Raw genomic sequence first — 15964 nt, 5'->3', positions numbered from 1 at the left:
TCGGGCTCATCGGGTGTCAATACGGCATTCCCGCCGACAAGCTGGCACCTTGTGGGAATGAGGGGAATGCCACCGGCAGGCTCTGCGCCGGTGGCTCATCCGGTCAGTGCAGGGCGACCTGCTGTTCCGCCGACTGGCTGCGCATGGCGACCAGTTGCGGCTCTACCGGCATACCCGGCGCGAATATTTTCTGCAGTCCATTGATCACCACTTGCTCGCGATCCTTCAGTCCGTCGCGGATCAATACCAGCTCTCCCTGCTGCGGTCCCAGCTCCACATCGCGGCGTGCGACAGTGTTGTCCTTGCCAATCACGTAAACGTAGCGTCGGTCCTGGTCAGTCATCACGGCCTTACGATTGACCAGGATGGCCCGCCGGACCTGTTCCACTGGCATCTGCACCCGGGCAAATTGCCCGGGTCGCAGTGCGCCGTCTGGATTGGCTACCTGCGCGCGGAACTGCACAGTGCCCGTATTACTGTTGAGGCGGTTGTCGACAAAGTTGAGCTTACCGCTGAGGGAAAAATCCCCGGAGTGCCCCAGTGCGATGCGCACGGGTGTTTCATTCCCGGGCCGGGCCAGGGCCAGGTTGCTATCGAGGGCCTCCTGGTTGCCCTCGAAATAAACGTACATCGGATCCACGGATACCAGCGTGGTGAGCAGGCTCTGGTCGGCGCTGGCCAGGTTTCCGCGGGTGATGAAAGCACGGCTCACACGGCCGCTGATCGGTGCGGTGACCCTGGTGTATTCCAGGTCAAGCTTTGCATTTTCCAGTTCGGCGCGGGCAGCATTGACGGCGGCCCGGGCGGATGCCGCGGCTGACTTGCGCCGGTCGTGCTCCTCCCGCGAGATGGCGCGGCTCTGTAGCAGCTGTGAGGCACGCCCGGCCTGGCTGTCAGCCAGTTCCAGCTCGCTGCTGGCACGTGCCAGCTGCGCCTCGGCAGCGCGAACCCGGGCGCGATAGGGGCGCGGATCGATCCGGAACAGCAGGTCACCTTTCAGCACCAGGTCGCCCTCGGTAAATGCAACCTCTTCGATATAGCCGCTGACCCGGGGGCGGAGCTCCACAGTTTGCGGCGCTGCCACGCGGCCGGTGAAGTCGCCCCAGATGGTGGTGGTTTCCTCGAGTACCTCGGCCACTTCCACGGCCGGGGGCGGCGCCTGCTGGCCGCCAGGTTCACCTGTACCGCAGGCGGCAAGTACCACCGCCGGCAGGAGCGCGGAAGCAAGTTTCAGGAGCTTGGTCATATCGGGTTTCCATCCTCGAAGTCATGGTCAGTAGGGGAATTTGTTCCCATGGCTGGTCGGGGCTTTCCCGTGCATGGGGGCACTTCCGGAGGCTGTGAACCTTAGGGGAGGGTGGCTTTGCGGCGGTATCCGGTTACTGGCCGGTGATTGCCTGATTCTGTTTTCGGGATATTGTAAAACTACTGGGTTGCATCGGGCTTCGTGGGTATGTGATACCCAGAGTCGCACTGTAATAAGGAATTTTTCAGCCTTTTTTCTGCAGGATTAACGACACCGTTGCTTATTCCTGTTTCGTGCTTGCCTAATTCTGCATTGTTCTAAGCCGGTTGCTCAAAACTACGTATACTGGGCGTCCCTGAAATTACGGGCTGTCGTCGTCCGCGGAGGAGTATCAATGGGAGCCATGCAAAAACAGTTTCCGCAGTCGAATGTCATCGACGCGGGCATTGAGCCGGCGCGCAGGCAGCTGGCGTCCACTATGCTGCGGCTGATGCCCACAGAAGGCATGCTGGAGGCCTCCCTCGATGGCCTGGCCATGTTCCGTGCCGATACTGACCACTCTTTTACCTCATCGGTTTATGAGCCGAGCATGTGCTTTGTTGTGCAGGGCAGCAAGTCGGTCCAGTTCGGCGACCGCGAGATCAAGTATGGACCGCTCAATTTTGTCGCCTGCTCGGTACATATTCCGGTAACTGGCAAGGCCATAGTCGATTCACCCGAGTCCCCTCACCTCGGTATCAGGCTGAATGTGGATCCCAATGAAGTGAGTGACCTGGTGCTTGAACTCGGTGAACGTGCTCCTGCCCTGGAACCGGGCTTTCAGTGTGAGGAGAGCTCCTGCGGTATGCGGGCTGTGACCATGAATCGGGGTATTCTCGACGCCCTCGGCCGCCTGGTGGCCCTCGCGGAATCACCGGAGGATGCACCGATCCTCGCGCCACTGGCGCGCCGGGAACTGCTGTATCGTGTGCTGATGAGCGAGATGGGCCCGCACCTGCGCAAGCTCTCGGTGGCAGACAGCCAGTCGAGCCGGGTCTCGCGGGTGATCGGGATATTGCAGGAGCGCTATGCCGAGCCGCTGCGGATCCGCGAGCTCGCGGATCATGCGAATATGAGCGAGTCCTCCCTGTACCACAGCTTCAAGCAGGTGACCCGTATGTCACCATTGCAGTTCCAGAAGAAGCTCCGCCTGCATGAGGCGCGTCGCCTGATGCTGGCGGAGGGGCTGGAAGCCGCCTCGGCCAGCTACCGGGTGGGGTACGAGAGCCCGTCACACTTCAGCCGCGAATACAGCCGCATGTTTGGTGCACCGCCGCGGGCCGATGTGAACAAGCTCCGGGGTGAGACACCGATCCCGGCCTGAGGGCCGGGATCGCGCCCGCCTACTGCTTCTTGACGTAGAGGTTGCACCAGCCTTCGGGGCTGATTTCGCCTTCTACTACCTGGCAAGCGTTGGGATCGGTCCAGAACTGGCAGTCCTTGCACTTCTGGCCGTCCTTGGGACTATCCTGGTATTTCACCGCTTCTTTGCTCGCCTTGCCCTGGGCAACGGTGCGGTCGGTGGCGATGATTGCCGCCGGCAGCAGGATGGCGGCGCAGCCCGAGAGCTTGAGGAATTTCCGGCGCGAGATATCCCGCTTTTCATTACTCATGATCGAATAACCTCTTCGGAAAGACGACGTAAAAGTGGAGTTCCGGTTTTAGGTTAGTTCATGTTGGGGGTAACAAGTAATCAGCGTGCACTGGTTGCGAAACTCGGTGCAATTGCAAATCGCTCGCGTTTATTTTTCTTCAAGGGGAAAGGTGGGGCGGCACAGGTCGTGCCGCCCCGGAAGGGCTTCTGCGAAGCTTTACCGGTACAGTAAAACCTGGCCCACGGACTTGTCGTCACTCTGGGAGGTGACGCGGACCTTGAGCCCATAGGTGCTGATCGCGCGACCCGCATCGGGGATGGGGCTGTTGCTGTAATCCTTGCTGTCGTCAAACAGTGGATTACGCGCGGTGAAGTTATCCCGCAGCAGCAGGTTGTAGCCCGACAGCAGATCCAGGGTTTCTTTTGCGGCCTTGTCGATACTGAATGCGGCATCGTGTACCTGGTAACGGGTCGAGGCCACCTGGCGGTCATTCCAGGTATTCACGTGCTGGTCTGCGTCCACTACACCGAGGAAGCCATTGCCCGGATGGATCCCGACCCAGTTGTCCGCGTAGCTGGTATCCGCATACCAGATCAGCAGTCCCTCGTTGAACTCCAGCAGTTCCCCGGCCACATTCACGTGCTTCAGGCCCTGGTCCACACCTCGGTGCGTGCGCCACTCGAGCAGGTAGTAGTGCTCGTGCAGGCTGTAGCCCGGGTCGCGGGTAAAGCCGGCCAGGTTGAAGGCGCCGGTGGACTCGGCATCGTCGAGCAACAGTGTCGTGTCATCAGCGCTAACCCGGATGTCATCAGCGAAGAAGCCCGGGTTGGCGACGTAGCCGTCTGTCCAGTAATTCAGCAGCAGATATACCTGCTTGCCGGCATACGCACTCAGGTCAAACTCGGCATCGACCCAGCCGCCGGAGGCGCCGGTGATACCGTGGCCCGGGTTCTGTCCGTAGGGGCTGCTGTCAGTGGTGATATTACCCGCCAGTGGGACAGGGATTTCGGTGCTGCCATCGAACACTGAAACATAGGCGTAATCCCAGTCCTTCTCGATGTCGTACCATGCCTTGAAGGCGAGACTGGCACTGCTGGCGTTGCTCAGGTCGAGCGGTACCAGCATATAGTTGGACAGTCCGTTACCGCTGCCACTGAAGTAGGCATATTCACCGCTCGTGGGAGTAGTAATAATCTTCTTTTTCTGTGGCAGGTCGATGCGGACGGCATCGTTGTTGCTGCCCTTGCTGACCGCCTCATCCAGCAGTGCCTGCACGCCCTCAGCGGGGATGTCGGCGAGATCGATGGTGGCACCGTGCAGCCAGTTGCCCCCCATGCTATTTTGCAGGAACTCCTTCGACCAGGCGGAGAAGCCCGTAGGCTCGGAGCCGGGAATGACGCCGGCCCAGCTGCCATTCGACATCACAGACCAGGAGGACACCGGCTCACCGCGGCCTGTGTACTGGGTATCGTACTCATCCGGCAGTCCCAGGTCGTGGCCATACTCATGGCTCACCACCCCGGCCGCGGCATCGGCCGGCTGGATGGTGTAGTCGTAAGCCGCCATCGGCATGTCCTCGCCCCAGTAATCCACCGTGGCACTGGTGCCGGGGATCGGGAAGGGGGCCGCTCCCAGCGTCCAGCGGTGGGCCCAGATGGCGTCCTCGCCCAGCTGGCCGCCGCCGGCTTCCTCGCCAACGGAAGAGTGGAAGATCATTACATGGTCGACAAGGCCGTCGGCCTCCCAGTAATTACCATCGCCGTCGAGGTCGTAGCGATCCTCGTTGTCAAATTCCGACAGGTTAACGGTCGGGTCTGCCGCCGCCGCCAGCAGAGCCTCGCGTACGAGGGCCCTGGCATCGCCGTCAGCATTGTTGCCGTAAAACGCGGCGGGCTGGCTGGCCATGTACCAGCCGGCGACTGAGCCCTCAACGCTGTAGCTGTTGCCGGATTGCTGCCAGTAGAACTGTTGCATCGAGAGGAGGTTTTCGCCGGCGGGCCCGGTGAAACCGCTTTCTGAGAAGAGCAGGCCCGCATAGTGGTCCGGAGTGTAATCCGGGTAGTACATGTCTGACTCCCCGGGCTGGATGCTGTTGTGGGGGAAGTCCGGGAATTCCATCAGGATGGCCAGCACGCGGGCGTTGTTGGCCTCGCCATGATAGGCATCCGGGCGCAGCGGGGACGGTTTTTTCTGTTTTGCGCGGCCGAGCTTGTTGCCGTTGCCGTTCTGCAGTGCTTGCGCGAAGCTGTGTTCGCTGTGGTTCGCGAGTACACTGGAGTTATTGCCGGCGAGGCCAGCGCCACGCTGCTCGGTGGCCTGTTGGGCACGTTCCCTGAGGTATTCCCGCAAGGCCTGTTCGGCTTGGGGCAGGTTCGCATTCGCATCGATTCGCCCGGATTTTTTCAGCATCTCAATCAATTTGGATTCATTGGCGATGGCGAGATCCAGGGGGCCACCGTGGGCCGGCCGGTCAGCGGCCTGGGCGGTGGCAATCAGCCCAAGGGCCAGGGCCCCGGCAGAAAATAGCTGGTGGGTTTTGGACATAAATTCCTCATTATCTTTAGTGCTATTGGGAATTCGGGCGGGAAAACCTCATCGGAAGCTGACTGCATGCATTGCGCAGGGCGAAATCCGTGAGCCATCCATGGCCCCGGCGGTCAATTCTTTTGACCGCTGGAGTTTATGACGAACGGGATGCGAAAGGACGCAATAAAAATCGTGACCAGGTTGGGGTAATCGTCAGATAAATGGTAAGGCGGGATGGTGCGGGGAAAGAGCACCGGCTTTCTATCTTGGTAAAAAGTACTAACCATGCAGTGTTATCAAGCCCAGGGTGGGGGTGATGAACCTTACTAGGTACAAAATTACTTGTTGCCGCATTTTTTATGAACGTTAGTACCGACGTAAAATTAAATTCTAGTAAGGTGCGTCGATATTATCTGGCCAGGGCAGGAAAAGGTTTACCTGCAGGCCACCGCCGGTGCGGTTATGCAGCTGAATAGTGCCATCGTGCGCTTCGACAATCTCGCGACACAGGGCCAGGCCCAGGCCCATGCCGCCGGGCTTGGTGGAATAGAAAGGCAGCAGTGCCTGCTGCAGTACTTTGTCTCCCATGCCTGTGCCTCGATCACGAACGGTGATCCTCTGCCCCTGGCGATCCGTGCGCACCTCAATTTCCGTTTCCCCTGGCGGGCTGCCGGCATCGCCTGCGTTTTTCAGGAGGTTGAGCAGGGCCTGCTCCATCTGTACCGGGTCGAAATACCCCGGCCGGCTGGGCAGCGTGCCGCAGAGTAAAAATGGTTGCAGGGGTTCCACTCTTTCCATGAGCTGTTGCCAGTTCACCTCTTCCCGGCTCGGGGCAGGAAGTTTTGCGAAGCGCGCATAGCCCTGGGTGAATTCGGTCAGGTGCTGGCAACGTTCCGCAATGGTATCGAACACCCGAACAAGCTTTTCTGTCTGACCCTCCTGGGTGGCCAGTAGCTTGCCGCTGTGTGCCATGGAGGAAATGGGTGCGAGGGAGTTGTTCAGCTCGTGACTGATCAGGCGAATGACTTTTTTCCACACCTGCACCTCGGCGCGGGTGAGTTCCCGCGTCATCTCGCGAATCAATACCAGTCGGTGTTTCTGCGCATTCAGGACAAACACGCTGTTGCTGACATGCTGGGAGTGACCGCCCTCGTCATCGCTGTAACTATACAGGCCATCCTCACCGCTCTCGATGGCTGTCGCCAGCTCTGCAGGGCACTCCTGCAACAGGTCGGCCAGTTTCATGCCATTGATCGGCCTGCCAGAGTGAAGCAGGTGGCGGGCACTGGTGTTGGCGTAAATGATACGACCGGTCTGGTCCACCAGCAGCAGCGTGTGGGGCGAGCTCTGGATCACTGTATCCAGCAGCAGTTCGCGCTGGTAGATATGGGTACGTTCCCGCCGCAGGATTTCACTTACATCGTTGTAGAGTCTTGCGATCTGGCCCAGCTGGTCGTTGCGCTTGAGGGCGAGGGATATGGAAAAATCCCCGTCGCGAAAATTCAATAGTCCTCCCTCAAGCGCTACCAGGTCGCGCTCCAGGGGGCCGGTCACCAGCCGCACCAGTGCAATTACGGCGACCACTCCCAGAAGCAGGCCGCCAGCCCAGGCGAGCCCGGGGTCGAGTTCAAAGGCACTCAACAATACAAAGGGAACGGTCGTGGCGACGAGTACTGCCAGCAGGCAGCTGGCAACTATCCGTCCCTCCAGCGAAATTCTCAGCGCCATCAGTAGGGAATCCCATATTTATCGAGCCGCCGGTAGAGCGCCTGGCGGCTCAGGCCCAGCTCCCGCGCAGCCTGGGCAATGACACCATTGCAGCTGGCGAGGGTCTGCTCGAGCAGTTCGCGGCTGGGTTCGAAACCCAGGTCCACGCGACTGGCAGTATCGGGCTCGGGCAGGTTGAGGGTTTCCACCTCGACACTGTCTCCGCGGGTGAGGACTGCGGCGCGCTGCATGGTGTTCTGCAGTTCACGTACATTGCCTGGCCAGTCGTAACGAACCAGTGCCTGCTGCGCCGGGGCCGATAATTGCCTGGCATTGCCGGGGGCCTCCTGCAGGAAGCGGCGCGCGAGCGGCAGTATGTCTTCCGGCCGCTCGCGCAGGGGAGGCAGCTTCAGCTCAATAACATTCAGGCGGTAAAAGAGATCCTGGCGGAAATTGCCGGTCGCGATCTGCTGTGGCAGGTCACTGTTGGTGGCGCTGATTACCCGCACGTTTACCCGGCGGGTCTGGCTGCTACCCAGGCGCTGGAATTCGCCGGTCTGCAGTACTCGCAGCAGTTTTACCTGGCCACTGGCGGAGAGTTCACCGATTTCATCCAGAAATAGCGTGCCGCCGTCTGCGGCCTCGAAGCGGCCCTGCCGCACCTTGTTGCCGGCACCGGTGTAGGCGCCGGCCTCTGCCCCGAACAATTCGGCTTCCATCAGTTCCTCGGGCAGGGCGCCCACATTGACCTTGATGTAGGGGCCGTCGCGCAGGGAGGAGTTGGCTTGCAGAATATCGGCGATTTTCTCCTTGCCGGCGCCGTTGGGACCGGTGATCAGCACCGGGATGTCGGCGGCTGCGACCTGGGCGGCCATCTCCAGCAGCTTTTGCATGGCATCGCTGCGATACACGATACCCTGCAGGTCGTAATCCTGTTCGAGCTGGGCGCGAGCCCTGAGAGCTCGCTGGCTGGCACGCTGTTGTTGTTGCTGCAGCTCGTTCAGCTCCAGCAGGTTCTTGACCGTGGCCACCAGCTTGTTGTCGTCCCAGGGTTTGCCGAGATAATCGGCGGCCCCGGCCTTGACCAGCTCCACGGCCATCTCCAGCTGGGTCCAGGCCGTCAGCAGGATCACCGGCAGGTCGGGTGCGATCTCGCGAATGGCAAAGAAAAGCTCCCGCCCCTCCTCACCGGAGGTAGTGTCCGCGGTAAAGTTCATGTCCTGGATCACCAGGCTGATATCCCCGTGTTCACGTAACAGCTGCAGGCCCGCCTGCGGGGTAACCGCGCTGGCGGTCTCGATATTGTGCAGTGACAGCAACAGCTCCAGGGCGGAGATGATGCCCGGGTTGTCATCGATAACGAGAACTTTATCCATGTTTTCAGTCGTATCCGCAAATGGAAAACGGGCGCGAGCGCCCGTTCCGGGGAGGATAGTTTACCGCAGTTTACACACTGCGAGTGGCGGTTGCCGGTGAGATATTGGCGGCCCGCAGGGCCGGTACCAGGGCCGCTCCCAGGCTGACACCCAGTAGTAACAGGGCACAGGCGAGTGTCACCATCGGCGGCAGCGCCGGCTGGTTGAATTCCCGGGCCAGGAACCCGTTGAAGACCTGTGCCGCCGCCGCCCCCAGCAGGATACCGGCGACTGCAATGATCAGGTTTTCCAGCAGGAAGTAGCGACTGATGGCACTGCGGGTTGCGCCCAGGGCGCGGCGTACGCCGATCTGTTTCTGCCGCTGGGTTATCCAGAAAACCGTGAGGCCAACGATCCCCAAGGCCACGATAAACGTCAGCAGGATAATAACACTGGTCAGGACCTTGACCATTGTATTATCACCGGCATAGTACTCGTCCTTGTCTTCTTCCATGGTGCCCGAATTGATTACCCGGTTGGGGTCGCGTTCGGCCAGTTTCTCCTCCACCAATTTGAGTACCGCGTCCCGCTGGCCCGGCTCGGCCCGCACGATATAGTAGAACCACTGATCCAGGATTGCGGGGTAGAAGACACCGCGGCCGGCGAGGGACGAGTTCGGCCAGGGACCCAGGTTGCGTTCCACGATACCGACGATCTCGATGGGATGGTCTTCACCGCCAAGGAAGAACGCCTTGCCGAGGGCATTGCCCTCCGGAAATACGTCGTCGGCAAATTTCTGCGTGACCACCGCAACCTTGGGACGCTCGCTACTGCTGGCGCCCAGCTGCTTGACCTCTTCCGGTGAGAAACCGCGGCCGGCAACCAGTTTCATACCCATGGCATCGATAAAGTGCTCGTCCACGGTGTAGTAGTTGGCACTGGTGCCCCCGGTCTCCTTGTTGGGCTCGGTATAGAAACCGCTTGCGGAGCCACTGCCGGACAGGGGGACATGGTTGCTGATGGTGGCACTGGCTACTCCTGGCAGTGCGCGGATCATGTCCAGGTCGAGCCGGAACGCCTCGAACATGTCGTAGTCTTCCGGGATGGCCATAAAGTGAAACTTGTTGATGTCTTCAACGGCCAGGCCGGTCGGGCGGGAGATACGCTCGGTGCGCTCGTCGATCACCACCAGCGCATTGCTGACAATGGCCAGGGTCAGGCCCAGCTGCAGGGCAATCAGCAGGGCGGAGATCTTGTGGCGCCACAGCGCCGATAAAATGGGTCTCAGTTCCAGCATGGTTCTTTCCTTTTTGCGCTTGCGGGCTTCACTGGGTCTTCAGGTAGATCGACGGGTTGGTACGGCTGATACGCCACGCCGGATACAGGCCCGCCAGCAGGCTGGACAGGATGGCCAGGCCGATGGCAGCGAGCATCATAGCCCAGTCCATCGACGCGACACGGTCCATATAGCCCATCTGCAGCTGGCGTATCAGGCCCAGGCCGGCCAGGGTCAGCAGGATGCCCACCAGCCCACCGGCCAGGCCGACACAGCCGCTCTCCACCAGGTGCTGGCTGAATACGGCCTTGCGGCTTGCACCCAGCGCACGGCGCACACCAGCTTCGGGCGCCTTGCGCAGGAACTTGGCCAGCAGAAGTGCCACCGCGTTCACCAGGCACACCAGCAGGAAGGCCAGTGACAGCCAGCTGAGCATGCGGTCATCGCCATCGACCACCTCATTCAACTCCAGCCACTCGGAAGGGCTACTGAGACCGTATTTCAGTGGCCGGGGGAAGCGCCCCTGCTCTTTTTGCTCGCGGATATAACCGGTGAGGAAATCCCCGTAACGCTCTACATCCTCCGCGGTGTCCAGCTGTACCCAGTACTGGATCCAGACCATGTCGCTGTTGAGTCGGTCCTCGTAACTGTTGATTTCCTCGGATTTCCAGCCATTGGTGTTGCCCCAGGGGTAGATCTCGAACTGGCGATGCAGCCCAAATGGCAGAAACGCCTCGGCTGAGTCATTGAAGTGGCCGTTGTTCAGGTCGTGCACTTTGGGGCTGGGTTGCCAGTGCTCGGTTACACCCACGACTGTAAAGGGGGTACCGTTGAAATTTACGCTGCGGCCCACGCTGTTTTCACCGCCGAACAACTTGTTATTGGTTTCCTCGGACAGCACGATCTGCTGGGTGTGGTTTTTATCCGCTTCGCTGTTCCAGGTGCCGCCGTAAATAAACTGCACATCAAAGAGGCTGAAAAAGTCCCGGCTTGTAACCCTGGCATCGGCGATAAACGGCCGAATTTTTGAATTCTCCAGCGTGATGGGGCCACCCCAGCGATGCATGGCAACCTGTTTGCTGGGGATGTCGGAGCGGAGCAGGGCGACGGCGTCCTGGTAGGTGACCTGCCAGGGCATTTCGCTGGGATTTTCTACGGTGTCGGTACTGCTCCAGCTGTCCAGCTGCACTGCGTAGAGAACATCGTTTTTTTCTGCCAGCGCATTGCGGGACATCATGTAGTTGAGAGTCAGTGTGGTCATGGCTGCGCCTACACCGACGGCAATGGCAGCTACCATCAGCGCACTCAGGATAGGAGTGCGTCGCAGGCTGCGAACGGCGAGGGAAATGTAGTATCCGATCATGGCTGCAATCCCCTTATGCGATGTCCGCGGCTGCCGGTACCATGGCCCGTTGCAGGTCGGAAACCTGGCCATCGACAATCTGGATGTTGCGGTGGGCGCGGCGGGCAAGGTCCGGGTCGTGGGTCACCATCACGATGGTGGTGCCCCACTCGTTGATAAATTCCAGCAGCTCCATCACCTGGCGGGCCATCAGGGAATCCAGGTTGCCGGTAGGTTCGTCCGCGAGCAGGAAGCGCGGCTCACCGGCCAGGGCGCGGGCAATGGCCACACGCTGCTGCTGGCCGCCGGAGAGTTGGGACGGCAGGTGTTTGGCGCGGGCGGACAGGCCTACCTGTTCCAGCACTTTTTCAATACGGCGGCGGCGTTCCTTGCCGTCGAATCCGCGATAGCGCAGCGGCACATCAATATTGTCAAAAAGGTTCAGGTCGGGAATCAGGTTGAAGCCCTGGAAGATAAAACCGATTTTTTCATTGCGCAGGCGTGAGCGCTGGCGATCGTTCAGGTGACTGACATTATCCCCGTCCAGCAGGTACTCGCCCCCGGTGGGGGTTTCCAGCATGCCGGCGATGTTCAGGAAGGTGGTCTTGCCGGAGCCGCTGGGGCCGGTTACCGAGACAAACTCCCCCTCGTTGACCTCGAGGCTGAAGTCGCGCAGGGCGTGGGTCTCGATGGTATCGGTGCGATAGCTTTTGCGGATGTTGTGCATCTTGAGCATCGTGGGATTCCCTTTGTCATTATTTATCGATTGTCAAAAACTTCTGTGTTTACTGTTTCAGTGCTACCAGCTGTGCATTGTCGAGCTCTTCCGTGGCGGAGGTGATGATCTGGTCACCTTCCTGCAGTCCCGAGATGATCTCCACCTGGTTCAGGCCCAGGGCGCCGATCTGGATCGGAACCCGAACGGCCTGGTTGTCATCGGTGAGTTTCCATGCGTAACGCCCACCGGTCTGGTCGAGGAAGGCACCGCGCTTGACCAGGATCACGTCATTGCGGTTTTCCAGCAGGATCCGCGCAGTGAGGCGCAGGTTCTGGCGCAGCTTTTCCGGCTGGCCGTCAGTAAAGCGCACCCGGGCTACCACCTGGTTGTTAATGACTTCCGGGGAGATTGCGGTGATTTCACCGGGCACTTCGCGGCCGCCCAGGTTGATGGCCACGGACATGGACAGGCCCAGGTCATCGGCATAGTTTTCCGGCACGGCGGCCTCCAGCTCGAAGCTGCGCAGGTCCACCACGGTCATCAGCGGGGCGTTGGGGGGAATGGCACTGCGCTGTGCCACGGCCAGGCTGCCGACGGTGCCGGCGACCGGTGAGGTGATCCGCAGGTCTCCGACGCGGCGCTTGAGCTCTTCGACCTTCAGCTTCTGCTGCGATACCTGCAGCTCCAGGGTGCGGGTCTCAAAGGCCAGTGCCTCTTTCTCCAGCCCGCTATTCTGTACCGCCTGTTTGTACTCCAGCTCGGCGCGGGCCAGGTCGTCCATGGCTTTTTCAAAGTCGAGGCGGGAGATGATCTGCTTCTCAATGGAGAGTTCTGCGCGGCGTACCTCGCGCTTGGCTGCCGCGAGGTTGACACTTGCCAGGTCTGCCTTCTGCTGGTTCTCCAGGCGTTGGCGCTTGGCCTGGATCTTCTGCCGCTCAAGCTCAACGGTCAGCTTGTTCAGCAGGGCCTCCTCCTGGGCCAGCTGGTTGGAAAGCTCGGGGCTGTCCACCTGGGCCAGTAGCTGGCCCTCCTCGACGATATCGCCGGCCTTGACCGTAAACCTGACGATGCCCTGGGCCGGGCTGAACAGGGTAGGGCTGTTGGCGGCCACCACCTTACCCTGGACCACAAGGTCCCGGACCAGGTCCCCGCGCTGAACCTCTGCCACGTTGACCTGTGACAGGGACACGATGCCGTCCACGCTGCCGGTGTCGTGCCAGGACTTGATTCCCCAGCCCACCAGGGCCATGGCCAGCAGGGTGATGCCGGCGGCCTTCAGGGCCTTGGGTTGTTTCCAGAGGGGGGCGGCGTCCAGCTGGATATCCTGTCCCGAGGTATCTCTTATCATTGTTCTGTTCTGGTCCTTTATCGCTGCTTGCTAGGTTTTTGTCAGTTGGCGCCGGTGCCTGCAGGCCTTTGACGCAATGAATTCCCGTTGTGGATGCAGTCGGTGTTATCGGTATCCGCTGGTGCAGATGACTGTCACAAGCCATTAGAGCAAGGGCTGTGCCATGTCTGAACATTTTTGTAACTTATTGAAATGAAAGGATTATTTTGATTTTCCTGGTGGGTCGTCGGGGCGCCAGGTGTCCGCTGCAAGTGTCCGCTGTCCGGCCGGAGAGTGGCCCGGACAGGTGTGCCGTGGGGCGCCGCGCCTTTATGTGGAATCTGGCCCGTGGTAGAGTGCGCGGCCTTTTTTTGACCAGTTTTTAACCCGACTGATTACCCGATTCCGCCCTGGAACCCGACTGCTATGCTGCTCTCCTCGACCAAGGCCGACTGGTTCGGCAATATCCGCCGCGATGTACTCGCGGGCCTGGTAGTGGCCCTCGCCCTGATCCCCGAGGCCATTGCTTTCTCCATCATCGCCGGGGTGGACCCGCGCGTGGGGCTCTACGCCTCCTTCTGTATTGCCGTGGTGATTGCATTTGTGGGCGGACGCCCGGGGATGATCTCGGCAGCCACCGGTGCCATGGCGCTGCTGATGGTGACCCTGGTGAAAGAGCACGGGCTGCAATACCTGCTGGCGGCCACGTTGCTGACCGGGGTGCTGCAGATCATCGCCGGCTACCTGAAACTGGGCAGCCTGATGAGTTTTGTCTCCAGGGCCGTGGTGACGGGGTTCGTGAATGCGCTGGCGATCCTTATCTTTATGGCGCAGTTGCCGGAGCTGACCAATGTCACCTGGCACGTGTATGCGATGACCGCGGCTGGCCTGGGTATCATTTACCTGTTCCCGCGTATCCCGGTAATTGGCAAGGTGGTGCCGTCGCCGCTGGTCTGTATTCTCACCCTCACGGCGGTGGCGGTGTATATGGGCCTCGATATCCGTACCGTGGGTGACATGGGTGACCTGCCGGATACGCTGCCGGTGTTCCTGTGGCCGGAAGTACCGCTCAATTTCGAGACCCTGCAGATCATCTTCCCGTATTCCGCCGCGCTGGCAGTGGTAGGCCTGCTTGAGTCCCTGATGACCGCCACCATTGTGGATGACCTGACCGACACGCCCAGTGACAAGAACCGGGAGTGCAAGGGCCAGGGTGTCGCCAATATCGCCACCGGCATGATGGGTGGCATGGCCGGTTGCGCGATGATCGGCCAGTCGGTGATCAACGTGAAATCCGGTGGTCGCGGGCGGCTGTCTACACTGGTGGCGGGTGTCGGCCTGCTGACCCTGGTGGTGTTCCTGAGTGACCTGGTGGCGGTGATTCCCATGGCGGCACTGGTGGCGGTGATGATCATGGTGTCCATCGGTACCTTTAACTGGGACTCCATCCGCAACCTGAAGGAGCACCCCCTTTCCACCAACCTGGTCATGCTGGCGACCGTGATTGTGGTAGTGTGGACGCACAACCTGGCATATGGTGTATTTGTCGGTGTACTGCTGGCATCCCTGTTTTTTGCCAACAAGGTCGGCCACTTCATGTACGTGGCCTCAGAGCTGGATGAAGAGTCCTCCACCCGCACGTACCGCGTGGTAGGACAGGTATTCTTCAACTCTGCTGACAAGTTTGTCGCTGCCTTTGACTTCAGGGAGGTGGTGGACAAGGTGGTCATTGACCTGAGCCGGGCGCATTTCTGGGATGTTTCGGCGGTATACGCACTGGACAAGACCGTGGTGAAGTTCCGCCGGGAGGGCTCCCTGGTAGAGCTGGTGGGACTGAATGCAGCCAGTGAGACTATCGTCGACCGCTTTGGTGTGCACGACAAGCCGGAAGAAATCGAGAGGGTCCTGGGAGGACACTGATGACCGAGAGTCCAGAAAACAATAACGAAAAACAGGTTAACGGAAAGAAGCGCGAGCCGGTGGTGCTGTCCTGCATCGATGGTTCCCGCCATACCAGTGCCGTGTGCGATTACGCTGCCTGGATTGCGTCGCGCACCGGGGCGCCACTGAAGCTCCTGCACAATATCGAGCGCGGCAATGTGCCGGCAGTGGCTGACCTGACCGGCAGTATTGGCCTGGGGAGCCAGGAGGAGCTGCTGGAAGAACTCACCGCGCTGGAGCAGCAGCGCGCACGCCTGATGGTCCAGCAGGGCAAGCTGATGCTGCAGGCGGCGCGTGAGCGCGCCGCCATGGCCGGCGTGCAGCAGGTGGAAACCTGCCAGCGCCACGACAGCCTGGCGGAATCACTGATCGAGCTGGAAGAGTCCATCCGGGTGCTGGTCCTCGGCATCCGCGGTGAGGAGCATGGCGATTCCGAGCAGGGGCTGGGTTCGCAGCTCGAAAACGTGGTGCGTTCCCTGCACCGGCCGATCCTGGTGGTCAACCGGGAGTTCGCCGAGCCACAGCGCATCATGCTGGCCTACGACGGTAGCGAGGCTGCCGGCAAGGCGCTGCAGATGGTCGCCGAGAGCCCGGTGTTCCGTGGTGTATCCTGCCACCTGGTGTTCGTGGGCGAGCCCGAAAAAGCGGAGGCGTTGCTGGCCGAAGCCAGTGCACAGCTGGACGCTGCGGGCCTGGCAGTAACCGCCAGTAACCTGAAGGGGAACATTGTCGAGGCCCTGACCGCCTACCAGCAGGAAAACGACATCGACCTGACCGTGATGGGCGCGTTCAGCCACAATCGCCTGCGCGACCTGTTGATGGGCAGCGTCACGGCGAAGATGCTGCTCAAAACCCGGCAGCCGGTATTGTTGCTTCGCTGATTACCTGACAT

At 60.5% G+C, this 15964-nt stretch carries 12 protein-coding genes; 3 read left to right on the top strand and 9 right to left on the bottom strand.

Annotated features, from left to right (window positions below; all coding sequences use genetic code 11):
* Positions 1 to 103 precede the first annotated feature (103 nt).
* A complete protein-coding gene (locus LVD10_RS10240) occupies positions 104 to 1246 on the bottom strand; it encodes an efflux RND transporter periplasmic adaptor subunit (protein WP_237063538.1) in 1143 nt (380 codons plus the stop codon).
* A 403-nt stretch (positions 1247 to 1649) separates the two neighbouring features.
* Between LVD10_RS10240 and LVD10_RS10235 the strand changes: the two genes are divergently transcribed.
* Positions 1650 to 2609 carry an AraC family transcriptional regulator gene (locus tag LVD10_RS10235; protein ID WP_232941146.1) on the top strand — a complete coding sequence of 320 codons (960 nt, stop codon included), beginning with the start codon at positions 1650 to 1652 and terminating at the stop codon, positions 2607 to 2609.
* 19 nt (positions 2610 to 2628) lie between these two features.
* Here the strand turns inward: LVD10_RS10235 and LVD10_RS10230 are convergent, their stop codons facing one another.
* The 8 genes from LVD10_RS10230 to LVD10_RS10195 all read right to left on the bottom strand — a co-directional run bounded on the left by LVD10_RS10230 (position 2629) and on the right by LVD10_RS10195 (position 13152).
* The gene (locus LVD10_RS10230; RefSeq protein ID WP_232941148.1) at positions 2629 to 2898 is read right to left on the bottom strand and encodes a high-potential iron-sulfur protein; all 270 of its coding nucleotides are present in this window, start codon (positions 2896 to 2898) and stop codon (positions 2629 to 2631) included.
* A 198-nt stretch (positions 2899 to 3096) separates the two neighbouring features.
* Entirely contained in the window at positions 3097 to 5424 is a 2328-nt protein-coding gene (locus LVD10_RS10225) for an immune inhibitor A domain-containing protein (RefSeq protein ID WP_237063535.1), read from the bottom strand.
* A gap of 372 nt (positions 5425 to 5796) precedes the next feature.
* Positions 5797 to 7134, bottom strand: a complete 1338-nt coding sequence (locus tag LVD10_RS10220; protein ID WP_237063532.1) for a sensor histidine kinase — start codon at positions 7132 to 7134, stop codon at positions 5797 to 5799.
* On the bottom strand, positions 7134 to 8489 hold the full coding sequence (locus LVD10_RS10215) for a sigma-54-dependent transcriptional regulator (protein WP_237063530.1): 1356 nt from the start codon (positions 8487 to 8489) through the stop codon (positions 7134 to 7136). Before LVD10_RS10215 ends, LVD10_RS10220 begins: the two co-directional genes overlap by 1 nt.
* 70 nt (positions 8490 to 8559) lie before the next feature.
* Positions 8560 to 9765, bottom strand: coding sequence for an ABC transporter permease (locus LVD10_RS10210; protein WP_232941153.1), 1206 nt, complete (start codon positions 9763 to 9765; stop codon positions 8560 to 8562).
* Positions 9766 to 9793: 28 nt separating this feature from the next.
* Entirely contained in the window at positions 9794 to 11107 is a 1314-nt protein-coding gene (locus LVD10_RS10205; protein ID WP_237063528.1) for an ABC transporter permease, read from the bottom strand.
* Between the two features lie 13 nt (positions 11108 to 11120).
* Positions 11121 to 11822, bottom strand: coding sequence for an ABC transporter ATP-binding protein (locus tag LVD10_RS10200; RefSeq protein ID WP_232941156.1), 702 nt, complete (start codon positions 11820 to 11822; stop codon positions 11121 to 11123).
* A gap of 49 nt (positions 11823 to 11871) precedes the next feature.
* Positions 11872 to 13152, bottom strand: coding sequence for an efflux RND transporter periplasmic adaptor subunit (locus LVD10_RS10195; RefSeq protein WP_232941158.1), 1281 nt, complete (start codon positions 13150 to 13152; stop codon positions 11872 to 11874).
* A 405-nt stretch (positions 13153 to 13557) separates the two neighbouring features.
* Here LVD10_RS10195 and LVD10_RS10190 point away from each other — a divergent pair, with 405 nt between their 5' ends.
* Complete coding sequence (locus LVD10_RS10190; RefSeq protein WP_370636671.1) at positions 13558 to 15051, top strand: SulP family inorganic anion transporter; 1494 nt, start codon at positions 13558 to 13560, stop codon at positions 15049 to 15051.
* On the top strand, positions 15051 to 15953 hold the full coding sequence (locus LVD10_RS10185) for a universal stress protein (RefSeq protein WP_232941160.1): 903 nt from the start codon (positions 15051 to 15053) through the stop codon (positions 15951 to 15953). The genes LVD10_RS10190 and LVD10_RS10185 overlap by 1 nt, the downstream gene beginning before the upstream one ends.
* Positions 15954 to 15964 lie beyond the last annotated feature (11 nt).

It is taken from the genome of Microbulbifer zhoushanensis (assembly GCF_021729055.1).
GTDB classification, from domain to species: Bacteria; Pseudomonadota; Gammaproteobacteria; order Pseudomonadales; family Cellvibrionaceae; genus Microbulbifer; species Microbulbifer zhoushanensis.
Note: the sequence above shows the minus strand (reverse complement) of the source record. Positions and strands in the feature narration are given on the sequence as shown.

Bases quoted from the DNA above. Each gene is read 5' to 3' on its own strand.
- LVD10_RS10195 (WP_232941158.1), bottom strand. From the start codon at position 13,152: ATGATAAGAGATACCTCGGGACAGGATATCCAGCTGGACGCCGCCCCC.
- LVD10_RS10185 (WP_232941160.1), top strand. From the start codon at position 15,051: ATGACCGAGAGTCCAGAAAACAATAACGAAAAACAGGTTAACGGAAAG.
- LVD10_RS10235 (WP_232941146.1), top strand. From the start codon at position 1,650: ATGCAAAAACAGTTTCCGCAGTCGAATGTCATCGACGCGGGCATTGAG.
- LVD10_RS10200 (WP_232941156.1), bottom strand. From the start codon at position 11,822: ATGCTCAAGATGCACAACATCCGCAAAAGCTATCGCACCGATACCATC.
- LVD10_RS10240 (WP_237063538.1), bottom strand. From the start codon at position 1,246: ATGACCAAGCTCCTGAAACTTGCTTCCGCGCTCCTGCCGGCGGTGGTA.
- LVD10_RS10190 (WP_370636671.1), top strand. From the start codon at position 13,558: ATGCTGCTCTCCTCGACCAAGGCCGACTGGTTCGGCAATATCCGCCGC.
- LVD10_RS10225 (WP_237063535.1), bottom strand. From the start codon at position 5,424: ATGTCCAAAACCCACCAGCTATTTTCTGCCGGGGCCCTGGCCCTTGGG.
- LVD10_RS10220 (WP_237063532.1), bottom strand. From the start codon at position 7,134: ATGGCGCTGAGAATTTCGCTGGAGGGACGGATAGTTGCCAGCTGCCTG.
- LVD10_RS10230 (WP_232941148.1), bottom strand. From the start codon at position 2,898: ATGAGTAATGAAAAGCGGGATATCTCGCGCCGGAAATTCCTCAAGCTC.
- LVD10_RS10215 (WP_237063530.1), bottom strand. From the start codon at position 8,489: ATGGATAAAGTTCTCGTTATCGATGACAACCCGGGCATCATCTCCGCC.
- LVD10_RS10210 (WP_232941153.1), bottom strand. From the start codon at position 9,765: ATGCTGGAACTGAGACCCATTTTATCGGCGCTGTGGCGCCACAAGATC.
- LVD10_RS10205 (WP_237063528.1), bottom strand. From the start codon at position 11,107: ATGATCGGATACTACATTTCCCTCGCCGTTCGCAGCCTGCGACGCACT.